Genomic DNA, 19,494 nt, shown 5'->3' on the forward strand with positions numbered 1-19,494 from the left:
GAGCAAGATCAATAGGATGCACGGCGGCAGCAGGGAGTGGGGGTTGGTTCGTTTGGCGACTGCCAATTTACCCACTTCCCTGACTGTCAACTCGCTCTTCCCCCAGACTCCGCGAAGAACCTTTTTTTTGCGCGTTCGAAAGGTCTGGTGATCCGCAGCAAATCGTAGCCCGATGAAAGCCGGAAGCGGTGGAGGGACTTTCCGCGGATTTCATCCAGGCAAAGGAACTCGACCTGCTGCCTCCTGAACCTTCTTCATGGCACCGGAGAAGACGCTAGTAACGGCCCCCGAACCACCATCGCTCGTTTCTTCATCACCCTGCGTCCCCTTTCGGGAACCTCGAACCACTTCGCCTGCCCAATGGATTCTCCAGGCTGGCAAGAAGCCTGCATGAAATCTTGCAGAGCCTTGCCACCGGCAGGTTAGAATTCCTCGGCGTGCGCCCCTGCACGCCTCGTTTTGCCCATTCCCCCTCGCAAGGAGCCACCAGTGGATGCAGCCACCGTCAACAGCCTGTTCCTGATCGGCGCGGTGCTGGTAGGCATGAGCATCCTGGTCAGCGCCTTCGGATCGCGCTTCGGTGTCCCCATCCTGGTGGTTTTCCTCGTGATCGGCATGCTTGCCGGCAACGATGGCCCCGGCGGCATCGTCTTCAACAACTATTCCCAGGCCTATCTGGTGGGCAACCTGGCACTGGCGATCATCCTGCTCGACGGCGGCTTGCGCACCCGTGCGGAGACCTTCCGCGTGGCGCTCTGGCCATCGCTGTCCCTGGCCACCCTCGGGGTCCTGGTCACCGCCGGGCTGACCGGCGTCGCAGCCGCCTGGCTGTTCAACCTGAGCACCCTGGAAGGCCTGCTGATCGGCGCCATCGTCGGCTCCACCGACGCGGCGGCAGTGTTCAGCCTACTTGGCGGGCGCGGCCTCAACGAACGGGTCGGCGCCACCCTGGAAATCGAGTCGGGCAGCAACGACCCCATGGCCGTGTTCCTCACGGTAACCCTGATCGAGATGCTCGCTACCGGCCAGTCCGGTTTCAGCTGGAGTTTCATCGTCCACATCATCCAGCAGTTCGGCGTCGGCACTGCGATGGGCTTCGCCGGCGGCTGGCTGATGCTGCAACTGATCAACCGCCTGACCCTGGCCAACGGCCTGTACCCGCTGCTGGTGGTGTCCGGTGGCGTGCTGACCTTCGCCCTGACCAACGCCGTGAACGGCAGCGGCATCCTCGCCGTCTACCTGTTCGGCCTGTTCCTCGGCAACCGGCCGATCCGTTCCCGCCACGGCATCCTGCACATGCTCGACGGCCTGACCTGGCTGGCGCAGATCGGCATGTTCGTGGTCCTGGGCCTGCTGGTAACACCCCATGAGCTGTTCCCGATCGTCCTGCCGGCCCTGGGCCTGGCGCTGTGGATGATCGTGATCGCCCGGCCGCTGTCGATCTTCCTTGGCCTGGCGCCATTCCGCGCCTTCCATGACCGCGAAAAGGTCTTCATCGCCTGGGTCGGCCTGCGCGGCGCGGTGCCCATTATCCTCGCGGTATTCCCGCTGATGGCCGGCCTGCCCAACGCCCAGCTGTTCTTCAACGTGGCCTTCTTCATCGTGCTGGTCTCTCTGGTGCTGCAGGGCACCAGCCTGCCCTGGGCTGCCAGGCTGCTGCGCGTCACCGTGCCACCGGAGCCGGCGCCCATCTCCCGCGCCGGCCTGGAAGTGCACCCCACCAGCGAGTGGGAACTGTTCGTCTACCGCCTGGGTGCCGAGAAGTGGTGCATCGGCGCGGCCCTGCGTGAGCTGAAGATGCCGGAAGGCACCCGTATCGCGGCACTGTTCCGCGGCAAGGAACTGCTGCACCCCTCGGGCAGCACCACCCTGGAAGCCGGCGATATCCTCTGTGTGGTGGGCCACGAGCACGACCTTCCGGCCCTCGGCAAGCTGTTCAGCCAGGCACCGCAACGCGGCCTGGACATGCGCTTCTTCGGCGACTTCGTGCTGGAAGGCGATGCCCAGCTCTCCGCCATAGCGTCGCTCTACGGCCTGAAGCTCGGCGAGCAGGACGGCCAGCAGGCCCTCGGCCGCTTCATTGCCCACGAAATCGGCGGCGAGCCGGTGGTGGGCGACCAGGTGGAGTGGAACGGCCTGACCTGGACCGTTGCTCTGATGGAAGGGAACAAGGTGCGCAAGGTCGGCGTCAAATTCCCCGAAGGCCAGGGCCGTCCGGGGCTGTTCCTCTAGGGAACCCGTCTACGGCGGCCCTCCTGCCCCTTCAGGCCGCTGCCATGGAAACCAGGGGTTCGCCCCTGCGCGAACCCGGATCACAACCGCTCGTGCCCGGCAGCCCCGCAAAGGCCGCCGTGGCATATCATTAGCCGCATTCGCCCCCCCGAGCTGCCCGATCGCGATGATTACTTCCTTGCGCACCTTTATTGCCGCCGCACTGCTGGGCCTCTGCCTCGCTCCCGCCGGCCTGCCGGCCGCCCCGGCCACCGGCGCCGCCGTACCCAAGCCGGCCGCCGCATCCGCCGACAGCAAACCGGCCGATGGCGAGGCCCAGGCCAAGCCCTCGCTCGATGAACAGACGCAGACCTTCGTCGCCAATCAGCAGGAAAGCGAGAAACGCCTCGCCGATCTGAAGCGCCAACTGAGCGATGCGCCGCACCTGGTGGGCGAGGCCCAGCGGGAACTGGCAAGACTGAAGAGCAGCCCGCAGGTGTCGGTCACGGAGCGCTACGGCAAATCTGAACTTACCCAACTGGAAAAGCTGCTGGATGAGCGCAGCAACGAGCTGGCCGAGCAGCAAAACGCGCTGGCCGAGGCCAACAGCCTGATCGTCACCGTCCAGACCCGTCCGGAGCGGGCCCAGGCCGAGATCAGCGCCAACCAGACCCGCACCCAGCAGATCAATGCCATCCTCAAGAGCGGCAAGGACAGTGGCAAGGACATCAGCGAAGAGCAACGCGCCCTGCTCACCGCCGAGCAGGCTGCTCTCGCCGCCCAGACCGAGCTGCGCCGCCAGGAACTGGCCGGCAACAGCCTGCTGCAGGACCTCGGCAACAGCCGCCGCGACCTGCTCGTGGAGCGCATCCGCCGCCTGGAGCAGGAAACCCTGGACCTGCAGTCGCTGATCAACGAAATGCGCCGGGAAAGCTCGGAACAGACAGTCGCCGAGCTCTCCCGCGACGCCGATCAGACCACGCCGGACAGCCTGGTGGCGAAGGAAAGCGCCATCAATCTGAAGATGTCCGACTACCTGCTGCGCGCAACCGACCGCCTCAACGAACTGACCCGGCAGAACCTGCAGACCCGCCAGCAGCTGGACAACCTCAGCCAGGCCGGCCAGGCCCTGGAAGAGCAGATCAGCGTGCTCAAGGGCAGCCTGCTGCTGGCCAAGATCCTCTATCAGCAGAAGCAGGCCCTGCCGCAACTGAATCTGGACAAGAACCTGGCTGACGAAATCGCCGACATCCGCCTCTACCAGTTCGAGCTGAACCAGCAGCGCGACAAGCTGGCCAATCCCGACGCCTACATCGAGGGCCTGCTTGCCGACCAGCCGGCGGAGCAGGTCACCCCGGAACTGCGCACCACCCTCAGCGAGCTGATCAGCACCCGTAGCGAACTGCTCGATCGCCTGAGTCGCGAACTGAACAACCTGCTCAACGAATCCATCACCCTGCAGTTGAACCAGAAGCAGTTGCAGGAAACCTCCCAGACCCTGCGCAACACCCTCGACGAGCAGATGTTCTGGATTCCCAGCAACAAGCCGCTGGACTTCAACTGGCTGAAATCCACCCCGCACTTGCTGGAACGCCAGTTGGCCAACATGCCTTGGGGCTCGGGCGTGCGCGAACTGGGCGCAGGCCTGATGGATCGGCCCTGGCTGTTCCTGCCGCTGCTGCTGTTGATCGGCGGCCTGCTGTGGAAGCGCCGCGCCATCTACGCCAGGCTCAACGAAATCAACCAGGACGTCGGTCACTTCAAACGTGACAGCCAGATGCACACGCCCGTGGCCCTGTTCCTCACCGTGCTGCTGGCCCTGCCCGTCAGCCTGTTCCTGCTGCTTTGCGGCCTGGCCCTGCAGATCGATGCGCGCGGGCAGAACGCCACGCTCGGTGCAGCCCTGATGGACATGGCCCAGGCCTGGATGGTGTTCTACACCCTCTACCGCATCCTCGCCCCGGGCGGCATCGGCGAATTGCACTTCCACTGGGATCGCCCGCAGGTCGCCTTCCTGCGCGGCCAGATCCGCCGGCTGGGCGGCGTGGTCATGGCGCTGGTGGCCATCGTCACCGTGGCCGAACACCAGCCCGCCGCCCTGGCCGACGACATCATCGGGGTGATCGTGGTGCTCAGCTGCTACACCCTGATGACCCTGGTGCTGAGCAACCTGCTGCTGGCCGAACCGATGCGCGAGCAGACCTCGCCTTTCCGCCTGCTGATCGGCGTCGCGTTCACCCTGTTGCCCCTGGCGCTGATCGTGGCGGTGGGCTTCGGTTACTACTACACCTCGCTCAAGCTCACCGACCGCCTGATCACCACGCTCTACCTGCTGATCATCCTGTTGCTGGTGGAAGCCACCTTCCTTCGCGGCCTGGCCGTGGCCGCACGGCGCCTGGCCTACCAGCGGATGCTCGCCAAGCGCCAGGCGCAGACCAAGGAGAACGCCGAAGGTGAGGAAGTGGTGGTGGAAGAACCGACCCTCGACATCGAGACGGTCAACCAGCAGTCGCTGCGCCTGATCCGCCTGGCCCTGCTGGGCGTGTTCCTCGCCTGCCTATACCTGGTCTGGGCCGACCTGATCAGCGTGTTCGCCTACCTCGACCAAGTGACGCTCTACCAGTACTCCACCGGCACCGGCGACGCTGCGACCCTGGTTCCCATCAGCATGCTGGACGTGCTCGGCGCGCTGATCATCGCCGGCATCACCATAGCGCTCGCCCGCAACCTGCCGGGCCTGCTGGAAGTGCTGGTGCTCTCAAGGCTGAAACTGGCCCAGGGCAGTGCCTACGCCACCACGACCCTGCTGTCCTACGCCATCGCCGGCATCGGTTTCGTCAGCGCGCTGTCCACCCTCGGGGTCAGCTGGGACAAACTGCAATGGCTGGTGGCGGCGCTCTCGGTGGGTATCGGCTTCGGCATGCAGGCGATCTTCGCCAACTTCATTTCCGGCCTGATCCTGCTGTTCGAGCGCCCGGTGCGCATCGGCGACCTGGTGACCATCGGCACCGTCACCGGCACGGTCAACCGCATCCACATCCGCGCCACGCACATCACCGACAGCGACCGCAAGGAAGTGATAGTGCCGAACCAGACCTTCCTCACCAGCCAGCTGATCAACTGGACGCTGACCGACACCGTCACCCGCATCGTGCTGGTGTACAACGTCAACCGCAGCGCCGATCTCGACCTGGAACTGGTGCGCAAGCTGCTCTTGCAGGCCACCCAGGAAAATTCCCGCGTGCTGCGCGACCCGGCGCCCTCCGTACAGCTCAAGACCTACGGCACCAGCACCCTGGAGCACGAGCTGAAGATCTACGTGCGCGAACTGGGCGATCGCGGCCTGGCCACCGACGAGTTGAACCGGCGCATCGACCAGTTGTTCAAGGAGCACGACATCAACACCTCCAGCACGCCGAAGATGGACGTCACCCTCACCCGCAGGACCGAGAAGCACGTCGAAGACGCAGTCGAAGCCGTGTCGATACCGGTCAAGGACAAGGTGCCGGTTCCGGAGTCCCGATGAGCCACGCCATCCAGGTTCTTCCGCACGCCCCGGCGGCATGACAAGCTGAAGCCATGAAGACACTCGACGAACTGCAGTTCGATAACCGCTTCGCCCGCCTGGGCGACGCGTTCTCCACCGAGGTGCTGCCCGAGCCCATCGCCGAACCGCGTCTGGTAGTAGCCAGCCCGGCGGCCATGGCGCTGCTCGACCTCAATCCTGCCGAGGCGGACACCCCGCTCTTCGCCGAGCTGTTCTCCGGACACAAGCTCTGGTCCGAGGCAGAGCCACGGGCGATGGTCTATTCCGGGCACCAGTTCGGCGTGTACAACCCGCGCCTGGGCGACGGGCGCGGCCTGCTGCTGGGCGAGGTGGTCAACGACGCCGGCGAGCACTGGGACCTGCACCTCAAGGGCGCCGGACAGACGCCCTACTCGCGCATGGGTGATGGCCGCGCGGTGCTGCGCAGCTCGATTCGCGAATTCCTTGCCAGCGAACACCTGCACGCCCTGGGCATCCCCACCAGCCGCGCCCTGTGCGTGACCGGCTCGTCGACTCCGGTGTACCGGGAAACCCGCGAAACCGGCGCCATGCTGTTGCGCCTGGCGCCAAGCCACGTGCGCTTCGGCCACTTCGAGTATTTCTATTACACGCGCCAACATGAACAGCTCGAAACCCTCGGCCGGCACGTCATGGAATGCCATTTCCCGCACTGCCTGGAACAGGAACGGCCCTGGGCGGCCTTCTTCCGCGAGGTGCTGGAACGCAATGCCGAGCTGATCGCCCTCTGGCAGGCCTACGGCTTCTGCCACGGCGTGATGAACACCGACAACATGTCGATCCTGGGCATCACCTTTGACTTCGGACCCTACGCGTTCCTCGACGACTTCGACGCCAACCACATCTGCAACCACTCCGACGACGCTGGCCGCTATAGCTTCAGCAACCAGGTGCCCATCGCCCACTGGAACCTGGCCGCCCTGGCCCAGGCGCTGACGCCCTACGTCGAAGTGGAGCAATTGCGCGAAACCCTCAACCTCTTCCTGCCCCTCTACCAGACCCACTACCTGGACCTGATGCGCCGGCGACTGGGCTTCACCTCCGCCAGGGATAGCGACGAAGCCCTGGTGCAGCGCCTGCTGCAGCTGATACAGGGCAGCGCCGTGGACTACAGCCAGTTCTTCCGCCGCCTGGGTGATGAGGCGCCGGAACAGGCGCTACGCAAACTGCGGGAAGATTTCGTCGACCTGGCCGGCTTCGATGCCTGGGCCGCCGACTACCAGGCTCGCGCGGCGCTGGATGGCGATGACCAGCAGGCGCGCCGCGCGCGCATGCACGCGGTGAACCCCCGATACATCCTGCGCAACTACCTGGCCCAACGCGCCATCGAGGCCGCCCAGCAAGGCGACTATAGCGAGGTGCGCCAGCTCCACGCCGTGCTGTCCCGCCCCTTCGACGAGCAACCGGGCATGGAACGCTTCGCCGAGCGCCCGCCGGAATGGGGCAAGCATCTGGAAATCAGCTGCTCATCCTGAGCCGCCATCCCTGTAGGAGCTAGCTTGCTAGCGAACAGCGGTTTTTTCGCCAGCAAGCTGGCTCCTACAAATCAGGCCCCATCGTCAGTTGCTGCGGTCCTGAGCCCCGATCCCTGTAGGAGCTAGCTTGCTAGCGAACAGCGGTTTTTTCGCCAGCAAGCTGGCTTCTACAAATCAGGACTAGCGGCCCAGCATCCATTCCAACCCCATCGCAACATGCCGCTCGCCGCTGTCCACCAGCGGCAACGGCGACTCGCAGCCTTCCAGCAGCAGCCCGATCTCGGTACAGCCGAGTACCGCCGCCTGCGCCCCCTGCTCCTTCAGCTGCGCCAGTTGGTCGAGGTAGAAGGCGCGGGCTTCGGGCAGGAACCGGCCGACGCAGAGTTCCTGGAAGATCACCCGGTCGATTTCGCTGATGGCCCGGGCATCCGGCACCAGCACATCGATGCCGTAGCGCTGGCCCAGGCGCTCGCGATAGAAGGCCTCCTGCATGGTGAAGCGGGTGCCGAGCAGCGCCGCGCGTTCGACCCCTTGCCCCTGCAGTGCCTGTCCGACGGCATCGCCGATGTGCAGGAGCGGGATATCCACAGCCTGCTCGATGGCCGCCGCCACCTTGTGCATGGTGTTGGTCGCCAGCAGCAGCGCCGTGGCACCCGCGCCCTCCAGCCCCCTCGCGGCCTCGACCAGCACCTGGCCCGCGGCATCCCATTCGCCGGCCTTCTGCTGGGCAGCGATCAGTGCGAAGTCCACCGAATGCAGCAACAGGGGCGCGGAGTGCAGGCCACCGAGGCGATCGCGCACACCGCGGTTGAGCAACTGGTAATAGGTCACGGTCGATTCCCAGCTCATCCCGCCCAGTACACCCAGCATGCGCATGGCAGACCTCTCCTCGATATGGAAAACCCCAGCCTAATCCAGGCTCACCACAGGTCGGAAATACAGTTGCCGGGCATCTGGGAGGTACAGCCGCATCCCTTGAACGCCGGCCGCCTACAGATGCCCGCATACACAAACTGGAATATAAACCTGCATAAATCTTCTTAGACTATCTAAGCAAAGCGAATTATCTTCGGCCCCCTGCTTATTCCAGCCTGTTCTACCACCCACTGTCAGGCGCTGTACCCGCATGAAGATTCGCGACCTCGACCTCAGCCAGAGTTCGATCAACACCGAACACCAAGCGCTGGGGATCCCGCCAGTCGAAGATTTCGTTTCCCATCCTGACGACCACCCGGTCCTGCGGGCCGCCATGTGGGCGGCGATCCTCATCCTGGTCAGCCTGCTCGGTTTCCTCGCCTGGCGCCTGTTCTTCGACAACGGCGGCGGCAATGGCTTCGAGATCATCGAAAACGCACTGTCCAGCCGGGGCTTCTGGAGCGCGGTGGCGGTGGGTTTCTTCGCCCAGGTCATCGACGGCGCCCTGGGCATGGCCTATGGCATCACCGCCACCACCTTCCTGCTCAGTGCCGGCGCCTCTCCCGCCGCGGCCAGCGCCAGCGTGCATATCGCCGAAGTCTTCACCACGGGCCTGTCAGGCATCTCCCACGTGAAGCTTGGCAACGTCAACAAGTCCCTGTTCCTGCGCTTGCTGCTGCCGGGCATCATCGGCGCCGTGCTCGGCGCGGTGCTGATCACCCAGTTCGATGGCGCGGCACTCAAGCCCATCATCTCCGCCTACTTGCTGCTCATGGGCCTGTACATCCTGAGCAAGGCCTACCGCCACGTCACCAAGCGCAAGGCGCCCAAGCACGTCGCCAAGCTGGCCCTGTTCGGTGGCTTCGTCGATGCCGCCGGCGGTGGCGGCTGGGGCCCGGTGGTCACCAGCAGCCTGATCGGCTCCGGCACCGACCCGCGCACCACCATCGGCTCGGTGAACTTCGCCGAGTTCTTCCTGACCATTTCCAGCGCTACCTCCTTCATCCTCCTGGCCGGCCAGCCAGACACCTGGAAGATGGTCGCCGGCCTGGTCTTCGGTGGTCTCTTCGCCGCGCCCCTTGCCGCGCTGCTGTGCAAGAAGCTGTCGTCGCGCACCCTACTGATCATCGTCGGCTGCCTGATCACCCTGATCAGCGCCTACAACATCTTCGCCAGCCTGAGCTGATCCCTTGATATCCCGGTGGCGCGACTCCAGATAGACGGAATCCGCCACCGGAGTTCCCCATGACCGACCCGCTTCTGGTTCCCTGCGCCCAATGCGCCGGGTTGAACCGCATCCCCGCCGCCCGCCTCAAGGATTCGCCGCGTTGCGGTCACTGCAAGGGCAGCGTATTGCCCACGAGCCCCTTCGACCTGAACGAGGCCAGCTTCGCCAGACAGCTTCGCGGCGACCTGCCGCTGCTGGTGGATGTCTGGGCCGACTGGTGCGGCCCGTGCAAGGCCTTCGCACCCATCTACCAGCAGGCTGCCGGCCAGCTCCAGGGGCGCTGCCGCCTGGGCAAGCTGGACAGCGAAGCCAATCGCAACCTGGCGGGGCAACTGGGCATCCGCTCGATCCCGACGCTGATCCTGTTCAAGGACGGCAAGGAAGTCGCCCGGCAGAGCGGCGCCCTGCCGCTGCCGCAATTGATCGGCTGGCTCGGTTCCCAGGGCATCTGATCGCTCCGGTCAATTCGTCTGGCCGTCCCGGTCATTGCCGGGCGCGCCGCGCCGGCTAGGCTCTGGAAAATCCCAACGCCGGAGCCCGCCATGTCCATGCCCCCGGAGCTGGTTCGCCAGCTCACCGAAGAACAGATCGCCTTCGTCAAACGCAGCGGCCTGAAGGCCGAAGTCCTGGAACCCGGCCACGTGCGTCTGCGCATGCCGTTGGAAGGCAACCAGAATCACATCGGCACCCTCTATGCGGGCGCCCTGTTCACCCTGGCCGAAGTGCCTGGTGGCGCGCTGTTTCTCACCTGTTTCGATGCCTGCCGCTTCTATCCGATCGTGAAGGAAATGAACCTGCGCTTCCGCCGCCCGGCCAGGGGCGACATCACGGTGGATGCGCGCATCGACCAGGCGGAGATCGCACGCATCCGGAACGAAGCCGAAACCAACGGCAAGGCTGAGTACTGGCTGGAGCTGCAACTGCTGGACGCAGATGGAGAAGTGGTCGCCGAAAGCCGTGGGCTTTACCAGATGCGGGCACATTGAGCCGCCTTGCGCTGGATCAATCTGCCGCGCGGCAAAAGACCGCAGAGTGTGGCCTCCAGAGGAGATCCACCCCATGTTCAAGCACATCCTGGTCGCCCATGATCTGAGCCGCGAGGCTGACATCGCACTGCATCGCGCCATCCAGCTCGCCCGCCAGCACGGCGCGCGCCTCTGTGTCCTGCATGTCCTCGAAGATCACCTGCCCAACGCCGTCCAGAGCAACCTGTGCGATGCCGCCCAGCAGTATTTCAGCGAGCACCTGGCACGGCTGGGCGTCGAGGATTGCCAGCTGCTCCTGCGCAAGGGCCGCCCGGCCCAGCAGATCCTTGAAGAGATGAGCGACAGCCAGGCCGATCTGCTGGTGATCGGCCGGCACCACCACAACGCACCCGAACTGTTCATCGGCACCACCCTGGAACGCGTCGCCCGCCATCTGACTGCGCCCCTGCTGCTGGTGACGGGCGAGTCGGCGAACGAGCCGTACCAGAAGACCGCCGTAGCGCTGGACTTCTCCCTCTGCGCCTGCGACGCCTTGCGCAAGGCGTGCGTCCTGTCGCCTCGCAGCGCCAGCCTGGTCGCCCTCAACGTGATGGAACTGGGCAGCCGACTGCTGTCGAAGAGCGGCAGTTCGACCGACTTCCTCGCCACTCAGCGGGAACTGCTGGGGAAACTGCTGGAAGACGAGCTGTCAGGCCTTGCCGGCCAGATTCCGGCGGTGGAGCTGGAAGTAGTGCGCGGCGCCCTGCCCCGGGCACTGGATGAGGCCATTGCCGAGCAGCGCCCACAATTGCTGGCCCTTGGCAGTCATGGTCGCAGCCTGATTTCCCAGGCCCTGCTGGGCAGCCTCGCCTTGCGTTATCTGCAGGCCCCGCCCTGCGACCTTTTGCTGGTCAAGTAGCCCAGGCTTCAAGCTTCAAGGAGATCGTGCAACTCAACGAACTGTTGGGTCAGCTTGTGCCGGGGCTCGAGGTAGATCAGCGGTTTGCAGGCCTGATGCGACTCGCGCATCTTCACCGACATCATCAGGTTCACCGGCAATACCGGCAGCCCCTCTTCCAACAATTCATCCAGCAGTTGCTGGGGCAACGAAGCACGCGGCTGGAACTGGTTGACCACGATGCCTTCGACTTCCAAGCGTTCGTTGTGGTCCTCCCGCAGTTCTTCGATCTCCGCCAGCAGGCCGTAGAGCGCATTGCGCGAGAAGCTGTCGCAGTCGAAGGGAATCAGACAGCGATCGGCGGCGATCAGCGCGGAAACCGTATAGAAGTTCAAGGCCGGCGGCGTATCCAGGTAGATCCGCTCGTAGTCCTCATCCAGATCGTCCAGCAGTTTGCGCAGCTTGTTGATCTTGTGCTTGGCCTCCAGCTTGGGCTGCAGGTCGGCCAGCTCGGCGGTGGCGGTCACCACATGCAGGTTGTCGTACGGGGTCTCGTAGATATCCACCTTGCCCTTGCGGAAGGAGGTGGCCGACAGGGTCTGCTTGAAGAAATCGGCGATCCCCATGGGAATTTCCTCGCCGGTCAGGCCGGTGAGGTAATGCGTGGAGTTGGCCTGGGCATCCAGGTCGATCAGCAGGGTGCGATACCCCTGCGAAGCGCTCACCGCCGCCAGGTTGCAGGCAATGCTGGATTTGCCTACTCCGCCCTTCTGATTGAAAACCACGCGCCGCATCGCACACCTCCCTGAACCTGATAGGTACCGGATTCTATGCAACGCCCGTAACGAGGGCGAGGTTTCCCGGCACTAAAAGAAAGGGCCGCTTGCGCGGCCCCTCATACTTACCCGTGATACTGCGCCGACAACTCGTGCACCGCCTCGAAGAAGGCGCCGGCGTGGGCCGGGTCGACTTCCGGCGTGATGCCGTGGCCGAGGTTGAAGACATGGCCCGAGCCCTTGCCGTAGGCCGCGAGGATGCGGCCCACCTCGGCGCGGATGGCAGCCGGGTTGGCGTAAAGCACGGAAGGGTCCATGTTGCCCTGCAGCGCCACCTTGCCGCCAACGCGGGCGCGGGCGCTGCCGATGTCGCAGGTCCAGTCCAGGCCCAGGGCCTCGGCACCGCTATCAGCCATGGATTCAAGCCAGAGGCCGCCGCCCTTGGTGAAGAGGATCACGGGCACACGACGGCCGTCGTGTTCGCGAATCAGGCCATCGACGATCTTCTTCATGTAGGCCAGGGAGAATTCCTGATAGGCCGCCGCGGACAGCGCGCCGCCCCAGGAGTCGAAAATCTGCACCGCCTGGGCGCCGGCCCTGATCTGCCCGTTGAGGTAGGCGGTCACCGACAGGGCCAGCTTGTCCAGCAGGGCGTGCATGGCCTGGGGATTGTCGTAGAGCATCGCCTTGGACTTGCGGAAGTCACGGCTGGAGCCACCCTCGACCATGTAGGTGGCCAGGGTCCAGGGGCTGCCGGAGAAGCCGATCAGCGGCACGCGGCCGTTCAGCTCGCGGCGGATGGTACGCACGGCGTCCATCACATAACCCAGGTCCTTCTCCGCGTCGGGAATCGGCAGGGCGTCGATATCGGCCTGGCTGGTCACCACCTTCTTGAAGCGCGGACCTTCTCCGGCCTCGAAGAACAGGCCCTGACCCATGGCGTCGGGGATGGTGAGGATGTCGGAGAAGAGGATCGCCGCGTCCAGTTGCGGGTAGCGATCCAGCGGCTGCAGGGTCACTTCGCAGGCCAGTTCGGGGTTCATGCACAGGCTCATGAAATCACCGGCCTTGGCGCGGGTCGCGCGGTACTCCGGCAGGTAGCGACCAGCCTGGCGCATCATCCAGACAGGGGTGACGTCGACTGGCTGCTTCAGCAGCGCACGAAGGAAACGGTCGTTCTTCAGGGCGGTCATGGCAGTATTCCAGCAAAAAAGTGCGGGCATTTTCGCAGAGCCCAATGCAAAAGGCACGGCGGGTGCCGTGCCTTTTGTCCATCGCGACAGTTTGTCGCTGCGCCCCCGAAACGTTAAGCGTCGCCTGAGCTAGCGCAGCAGCTTAAACGCCGAGGTAGTCGAGGATGCCTTCAGCAGCCGTACGGCCTTCGAAGATCGCAGTCACCACCAGATCGGAACCACGGACCATGTCGCCACCGGCGAAGATCTTCGGATTGCTGGTCTGGTGCTTGAACTGCGCCTGGGCGGGCGCCACCACGCGGCCCTGGTTGTCGATGCCGATATCGAACTGCTCGAACCAGGGCGCCGGGCTCGGCCGGAAACCGAAGGCGATCAGCACGGCCTCGGCCGGGATGATCTCCTCGGAGCCCGGGATCGGCTCGGGGCTGCGACGGCCACGGGCATCCGGCTCGCCAAGACGGGTCTCGACCACCTTCACGCCTTCCACCTTGTCCTCGCCGACAATGGCGATGGGCTGGCGGTTGAAGAGGAACTTCACGCCCTCTTCCTTGGCGTTCTTCACCTCCCTGCGCGAACCCGGCATGTTCTCTTCGTCACGACGGTAGGCGCAGGTCACGGTCTTGGCGCCCTGGCGAATGGAGGTGCGGTTGCAGTCCATCGCGGTGTCGCCACCACCCAGGACCACCACACGCTTGCCCTTCATGTCGACGAAGTCCTCGGGGGACTTCTCGAAGCCGAGGTTACGGTTGACGTTGGCGATCAGGAAGTCGAGCGCATCGTGCACGCCCGGCAGGTCTTCGCCCGGGAAGCCGCCCTTCATGTAGGTGTAGGTCCCCATGCCCATGAAGACCGCATCGAATTCCTCGAGCAGCTGGTCCATGGTCACGTCCTTGCCCACTTCGGTGTTCAGGCGGAACTCGACGCCCATGCCGGTGAACACTTCACGGCGACGGCTCAGTACGTGCTTCTCGAGCTTGAACTCGGGGATACCGAAGGTCAGCAGACCGCCGATTTCCGGGTTCCTGTCGAAGACCACCGGGGTCACGCCGTTACGCACCAGCACGTCGGCGCAGCCCAGGCCCGCCGGGCCGGCACCGATCACGGCGACGCGCTTGCCGGTGGGCTTGACCTTGGACATGTCCGGGCGCCAACCCATGGCGAAGGCAGTGTCGGTGATGTACTTCTCAACCGAACCGATGGTCACGGCACCGAAACCGTCGTTCAGGGTGCAGGCGCCCTCGCAGAGGCGGTCCTGCGGGCACACGCGGCCGCAGACTTCCGGCAGGGTGTTGGTCTGGTGCGACAGCTCGGCGGCGGCCAGGATGTTGCCTTCCGAGACCAGCTTCAGCCAGTTCGGAATGAAGTTGTGCACCGGGCACTTCCACTCGCAATACGGGTTGCCGCAGCCAAGGCAGCGGTGAGCCTGGTCAGCCGCTTGCTGCGGCTTGAACAGGTCATAGATCTCGACGAATTCCTTCTTGCGCTGGCGCAGCAGTTTCTTCTTCGGATCCTTGCGCCCGACCTCGATGAACTGGAAGTCGTTGTTCAGACGTTCAGTCATTAAAAAAACCTCATCAAACCACTTCAGGCGCTGTTGTTATTGCGGGTTGGCACGGGTGCTGGAGAGCAGCGAAGCCAGGCTTGCGGCCTTCGGCTTGACCAGCCAGAACTTGCGCAGGTAATCGTCCAGGTTCTCGAGCAGGTGAGCGCCCCAGTCGCTGGAGGTTTCCTTCACATATTCGACCAGCACGCTGTGCAGGTGGCTACGGTAGGCCTCCATGGACTCGTTGCTGATGCGCTGGATTTCCACCAGTTCGTGGTTGACCCGATCGACGAAGCTGTTGTCCTGGTCGAGCACGTAGGCGAAGCCGCCGGTCATGCCGGAACCGAAGTTATAGCCGGTCTTGCCGAGAACGCAGACGAAACCGCCGGTCATGTACTCGCAGCAGTGGTCGCCGGTGCCTTCCACCACGGCGTGGGCGCCGGAGTTACGCACGGCGAAACGCTCGCCTGCGGTACCTGCGGCGAACAGCTTGCCGCCGGTCGCGCCGTAGAGGCAGGTGTTGCCGACGATGGCCGATTCCTGGCTCTTGAACGGGCTGCCCTTCGGCGGGGTGATCACAATCTTGCCGCCGGTCATGCCCTTGCCCACGTAGTCGTTGGCATCGCCTTCGAGGTAGAGGTGCAGGCCACCGGCGTTCCACACGCCGAAGCTCTGGCCGGCAGTACCACGGAAGCGGAAGGTCACCGGGGCGTCCTTCATGCCCTGGTTGCCGTGGCGGCGGGCGATTTCACCGGAAATGCGCGCACCGATGGAGCGGTCGCAGTTGCAGATTTCCAGGTCGTAGACGCCGCCGGTCTTGCCTTCGATCGCAGACTTGGCAATGTCCCACATCTTCTCGGCCAGCAGACCCGGATCGAACGGCGGGTTCTTCTCGACTTCACAGAACTGCGGCTTGTCGGCCGGCACGTGGTCGCTGCCCAGCAGCGGGCTGAGGTCCAGGAAGCCCTGCTTCTCGGTGTCGCCCGGCAGCATTTCCAGCAGGTCGGTACGGCCGATCAGCTCGCTCAGGCTGCGTACGCCCAGCTTGGCCAGCCACTCACGGGTCTCGGTGGCGATGTAGGTGAAGAAGTTCATCACCATTTCGACCGTGCCGATGAAGTGGTCCTTGCGCAGTTTGTCATTCTGGGTGGCGACGCCGGTGGCGCAGTTGTTCAGGTGGCAGATGCGCAGGTACTTGCAACCCAGGGCGATCATCGGCGCGGTACCAAAGCCGAAGCTTTCGGCGCCGAGGATGGCCGCCTTGATGACGTCGAGGCCGGTTTTCAGGCCGCCGTCGGTCTGTACGCGCACCTTGCCGCGCAGATCGTTGCCGCGCAGGGTCTGGTGGGTTTCCGCCAGGCCGAGTTCCCACGGGCTGCCGGCGTACTTGATGGAGGTCAGCGGGGATGCGCCGGTACCGCCGTCGTAGCCGGAGATGGTGATCAGGTCGGCATAGGCCTTGGCCACGCCAGCGGCGATGGTGCCGACGCCGGCTTCAGCCACCAGCTTCACCGAGACCAGCGCCTGCGGGTTGACCTGCTTGAGGTCATAGATCAGCTGGGCCAGGTCTTCGATGGAGTAGATGTCGTGGTGCGGCGGCGGCGAGATCAGGGTGACGCCGGGCACTGCATAGCGCAGGCGGGCGATCAGGCCATTGACCTTGCCACCGGGCAGCTGGCCGCCTTCGCCGGGCTTGGCGCCCTGGGCGACCTTGATCTGCAGCACTTCGGCGTTGACCAGGTATTCCGGCGTCACACCAAAGCGGCCGGTGGCCACCTGCTTGATCTTGGAACTCTTCACGGTGCCGTAGCGCGCCGGGTCTTCACCGCCCTCACCGGAGTTGGAGCGGCCACCCAGGCGGTTCATGGCTTCGGCCAGGGCTTCGTGGGCCTCGGGGGACAGCGCGCCCAGGGAGATGCCGGCGGCATCGAAGCGCTTGAAGATGGACTCCAGCGGCTCGACCTCGTCCAGCGGCAGCGGCTGGGCGGCGGTCTTGACCTTGAGCAGGTCACGCAGCATCGACACCGGGCGGTTGTCCACCAGCGCGGTGTATTCCTTGAATTTCTCGTAGTTGCCCTGCTGCACGGCGGCTTGCAGGGTATTCACCACGTCCGGATTGTAGGCGTGGTACTCGCCACCGTAGACGAACTTCAGCAGGCCGCCTTGCTGGATGGCCTTGCGGTTGTTCCAGGCTTCATTGGCCAGCAGCTTCTGCTCGGACTCGATGTCGACGAAGCGCGCCCCCTTGATGCGGCTGGCGACGCCACGGAAGCTGAGATCGACCACTTCCTCGGACAAGCCGACAGCTTCGAACAGCTGCGCGCCACGGTAGGAGGCGATGGTGGAGATGCCCATCTTCGACAGGATCTTCAGCAGGCCCTTGGAGATGCCCTTGCGGTAGTGCTTGAAGACTTCGTACAGGTCGCCCAGCACTTCGCCGGTGCGGATCAGGTCAGCCAGCACTTCATAGGCGAGGAACGGGTAGACGGCGGAGGCGCCGAAGCCCACCAGCACGGCGAAATGGTGCGGGTCACGGGCGGTGGCGGTCTCGACCAGGATGTTGCAGTCGCAACGCAGGCCCTTCTCCACCAGGCGGTGGTGCACGGCGCCGACAGCCAGGGAGGCGTGGGCCGGCAGCTTGCCGGGGGCGATGTGGCGGTCGGTCAGGACCAGCAGTACCTTGCCGGAACGCACGGCTTCTTCGGCCTGGTCGGCCATGTTGCGCACGGCCGCTTCGAGGCCGAGGCTCTCGTCGTAGTTCAGGTCGATGATGTGACGCTCGAAGCCCGGGCGGTCCAGGGACATCAGTGCGCGCCACTTGGCCGGGGAGATCACCGGGCTGCTGAGGATCACGCGGGTGGCGTGGTCCGGCGACTCGCTGAAGATGTTGCGCTCGGCACCGAGGCAGATCTCCAGGGACATGACGATGGCTTCGCGCAGCGGGTCGATCGGCGGGTTGGTGACCTGCGCGAATTGCTGGCGGAAGTAGTCGTACGGCGAACGGACGCGCTGGGACAGCACGGCCATGGGGGTGTCGTCGCCCATGGAGCCGACGGCCTCCTGGCCCTGCTCGGCCAGCGGACGCAGCACCTGGTCACGCTCCTCGAAGGTGACCTGGAACATCTTCATGTACTGCTTGAGCTGGTCGCTGTCGTAGCTGGCCACACCGTGGTCATCATCCAGCTTGGCCTGGATGCGCACGGCGCTCTGGCGCAGCCACTGCTTGTACGGGTGGCGCGACTTCAGGCGGTTGTCGATGTCGTCGGTGTTGAGGATCTGACCGGTTTCGGTGTCCACCGCGAGGATCTGCCCGGGACCGACACGGCCCTTGGCGAGTACATCTTCCGGCTTGTAGTCCCATACGCCGATTTCCGAAGCGAGGGTGATGTAGCCGTTCTTGGTGGTGACCCAGCGGGCCGGGCGCAGGCCGTTGCGGTCGAGCAGGCAGACGGCATGGCGGCCGTCGGTGAGCACGACGCCGGCGGGGCCGTCCCAGGGCTCCATATGCATGGAGTTGTATTCGTAGAAGGCACGCAGGTCGGCATCCATGGTTTCCATGTTCTGCCAGGCCGGCGGGATGATCATGCGCACGCCGCGGAACAGGTCGATGCCGCCGGTGACCATCAGCTCGAGCATGTTGTCCATGCTGGAGGAGTCGGAACCGACGCGGTTGACCAGCGGGCCGAGTTCATCGATGTCGGGCAGCTGATCGTTGGCGAACTTGGTGCGACGGGCCACCGCCCAGTTGCGGTTGCCGGTGATGGTGTTGATCTCGCCGTTGTGGGCGAGGAAGCGGAAGGGCTGCGCCAGCGGCCACTTCGGCAGGGTGTTGGTGGAGAAGCGCTGGTGGAACACGCAAATGGCGGTCTGCAGGCGCTCGTCACCCAGGTCCGGGTAGAACTGCTGCAGGTCGGCCGGCATCATCAGGCCTTTGTAGATGATGGTCTTGTGCGAGAAGCTGCAGATGTAGTGATCGGCGTCCGCGGCATTGGCCACGGATGAGCGACGACGGGCGCTGAACAGCTTGACCGCCATTTCCTGGTCGCCGAGGCCTTCGCCACCGATGAACACCTGCTCGATCTGCGGCAGGCGCTCCAGGGCCAGGCGGCCGAGGACGCTGGTGTCGATCGGGACCTTGCGCCAGCCGATCAGCTGCAGGCCAGCGGCCAGGATTTCGCGATTCATGTTTTCGCGAGCCGCTTCGGCGCGAACCGGGTCCTGGTTGAAGAAGACCATGCCGACCGCGTACTGGGCGGGCAGTTCGACCGAGAAAGTTTCCTTGGCGATGGCGCGCAGGAAAAGGTCAGGCTTCTGGATCAACAGACCACAACCATCGCCGGTCTTGCCGTCGGCATTGATGCCACCGCGGTGGGTCATGCAGGTCAGGGCTTCGATGGCGGTTTTAAGAAGATGGTGGCTCGCCTCGCCCTGCATATGGGCGATCAAGCCGAAACCGCAGTTATCCTTGAATTCATCAGGATGGTACAGACCTGCTTTCATAGGGGAACTCTCACCAGGGTTGCCTTTAGACAAAGGCAGAATTGCTTTGTAATTCAACTCCTTACCATACGCGCCGGACTTGACGCCAGCTTTTGCGTAGGGCAAAGGGAGGTCATTGTACATAGCCCGTTGGTCGACCACAAATCTTAGTGACCAACTAGTGAAAGTCGATGTCGCAAAAATGAATGAATGAGCCAGGAGGTCGTGCTAGCGACCACCTGGTCA

The 19,494-nt window shown here is 64.4% G+C and carries 12 protein-coding genes; 7 read left to right on the forward strand and 5 right to left on the reverse strand.

Annotated elements, in window-relative coordinates; genetic code table 11:
- Nucleotides 1–489 precede the first annotated feature (489 nt).
- The 3 genes from ACFW0B_RS19780 to selO all read left to right on the forward strand — a co-directional run bounded on the left by ACFW0B_RS19780 (nt 490) and on the right by selO (nt 7,251).
- Complete coding sequence (locus ACFW0B_RS19780) at nt 490–2,232, forward strand: potassium/proton antiporter (RefSeq protein WP_449150692.1); 1,743 nt, start codon at nt 490–492, stop codon at nt 2,230–2,232.
- Nucleotides 2,233–2,401: 169 nt separating this feature from the next.
- Nucleotides 2,402–5,737: a mechanosensitive channel MscK gene (gene mscK / locus ACFW0B_RS19785; RefSeq protein WP_449150749.1), complete on the forward strand. Its 3,336-nt coding sequence runs from the start codon at nt 2,402–2,404 to the stop codon at nt 5,735–5,737.
- 53 nt (nt 5,738–5,790) lie between these two features.
- Nucleotides 5,791–7,251, forward strand: coding sequence for a protein adenylyltransferase SelO (gene selO / locus ACFW0B_RS19790; RefSeq protein ID WP_449150693.1), 1,461 nt, complete (start codon nt 5,791–5,793; stop codon nt 7,249–7,251).
- 180 nt (nt 7,252–7,431) lie between these two features.
- Here the strand turns inward: selO and ACFW0B_RS19795 are convergent, their stop codons facing one another.
- Entirely contained in the window at nt 7,432–8,127 is a 696-nt protein-coding gene (locus tag ACFW0B_RS19795) for an aspartate/glutamate racemase family protein (RefSeq protein ID WP_449150694.1), read from the reverse strand.
- A 250-nt stretch (nt 8,128–8,377) separates the two neighbouring features.
- On the opposite strand from ACFW0B_RS19795, the gene ACFW0B_RS19800 reads away from it, so the two are divergent.
- From ACFW0B_RS19800 to ACFW0B_RS19815, 4 genes are all read left to right on the forward strand, one after another.
- Nucleotides 8,378–9,352 (forward strand): sulfite exporter TauE/SafE family protein, encoded by a 975-nt coding sequence (locus tag ACFW0B_RS19800; protein WP_449150695.1) that lies wholly within the window; start codon nt 8,378–8,380, stop codon nt 9,350–9,352.
- 59 nt (nt 9,353–9,411) lie between these two features.
- On the forward strand, nt 9,412–9,846 hold the full coding sequence (gene trxC, locus ACFW0B_RS19805; RefSeq protein WP_449150696.1) for a thioredoxin TrxC: 435 nt from the start codon (nt 9,412–9,414) through the stop codon (nt 9,844–9,846).
- A 90-nt stretch (nt 9,847–9,936) separates the two neighbouring features.
- Nucleotides 9,937–10,380 (forward strand): PaaI family thioesterase, encoded by a 444-nt coding sequence (locus ACFW0B_RS19810; protein WP_449150697.1) that lies wholly within the window; start codon nt 9,937–9,939, stop codon nt 10,378–10,380.
- Between the two features lie 73 nt (nt 10,381–10,453).
- Nucleotides 10,454–11,278, forward strand: a complete 825-nt coding sequence (locus ACFW0B_RS19815; protein ID WP_449150698.1) for a universal stress protein — start codon at nt 10,454–10,456, stop codon at nt 11,276–11,278.
- 8 nt (nt 11,279–11,286) lie between these two features.
- Here ACFW0B_RS19815 and ACFW0B_RS19820 read toward each other — a convergent pair whose 3' ends face one another.
- From ACFW0B_RS19820 to gltB, 4 genes are all read right to left on the reverse strand, one after another.
- Nucleotides 11,287–12,051 (reverse strand): ParA family protein, encoded by a 765-nt coding sequence (locus ACFW0B_RS19820; protein WP_449150699.1) that lies wholly within the window; start codon nt 12,049–12,051, stop codon nt 11,287–11,289.
- Between the two features lie 107 nt (nt 12,052–12,158).
- Nucleotides 12,159–13,226 (reverse strand): uroporphyrinogen decarboxylase, encoded by a 1,068-nt coding sequence (gene hemE, locus ACFW0B_RS19825; protein ID WP_449150700.1) that lies wholly within the window; start codon nt 13,224–13,226, stop codon nt 12,159–12,161.
- A 142-nt stretch (nt 13,227–13,368) separates the two neighbouring features.
- Nucleotides 13,369–14,787 (reverse strand): FAD-dependent oxidoreductase, encoded by a 1,419-nt coding sequence (locus ACFW0B_RS19830; protein ID WP_449150701.1) that lies wholly within the window; start codon nt 14,785–14,787, stop codon nt 13,369–13,371.
- A gap of 36 nt (nt 14,788–14,823) precedes the next feature.
- Entirely contained in the window at nt 14,824–19,269 is a 4,446-nt protein-coding gene (gene gltB, locus ACFW0B_RS19835; RefSeq protein ID WP_449150702.1) for a glutamate synthase large subunit, read from the reverse strand.
- Nucleotides 19,270–19,494 lie beyond the last annotated feature (225 nt).

It is taken from the genome of Metapseudomonas phytobenefica (assembly GCF_043392685.1).
Classification (GTDB): domain Bacteria; phylum Pseudomonadota; class Gammaproteobacteria; order Pseudomonadales; family Pseudomonadaceae; genus Metapseudomonas.

Excerpts from the sequence above, each read along its gene's own strand:
- ACFW0B_RS19820 (WP_449150699.1), bottom strand. The coding sequence starts at position 12,051 with ATGCGGCGCGTGGTTTTCAATCAGAAGGGCGGAGTAGGCAAATCCAGC.
- gltB (WP_449150702.1), bottom strand. The coding sequence starts at position 19,269 with ATGAAAGCAGGTCTGTACCATCCTGATGAATTCAAGGATAACTGCGGT.
- hemE (WP_449150700.1), bottom strand. The coding sequence starts at position 13,226 with ATGACCGCCCTGAAGAACGACCGTTTCCTTCGTGCGCTGCTGAAGCAG.
- ACFW0B_RS19815 (WP_449150698.1), top strand. The coding sequence starts at position 10,454 with ATGTTCAAGCACATCCTGGTCGCCCATGATCTGAGCCGCGAGGCTGAC.
- ACFW0B_RS19830 (WP_449150701.1), bottom strand. The coding sequence starts at position 14,787 with ATGACTGAACGTCTGAACAACGACTTCCAGTTCATCGAGGTCGGGCGC.
- ACFW0B_RS19795 (WP_449150694.1), bottom strand. The coding sequence starts at position 8,127 with ATGCGCATGCTGGGTGTACTGGGCGGGATGAGCTGGGAATCGACCGTG.
- ACFW0B_RS19800 (WP_449150695.1), top strand. The coding sequence starts at position 8,378 with ATGAAGATTCGCGACCTCGACCTCAGCCAGAGTTCGATCAACACCGAA.
- ACFW0B_RS19810 (WP_449150697.1), top strand. The coding sequence starts at position 9,937 with ATGTCCATGCCCCCGGAGCTGGTTCGCCAGCTCACCGAAGAACAGATC.
- trxC (WP_449150696.1), top strand. The coding sequence starts at position 9,412 with ATGACCGACCCGCTTCTGGTTCCCTGCGCCCAATGCGCCGGGTTGAAC.
- selO (WP_449150693.1), top strand. The coding sequence starts at position 5,791 with ATGAAGACACTCGACGAACTGCAGTTCGATAACCGCTTCGCCCGCCTG.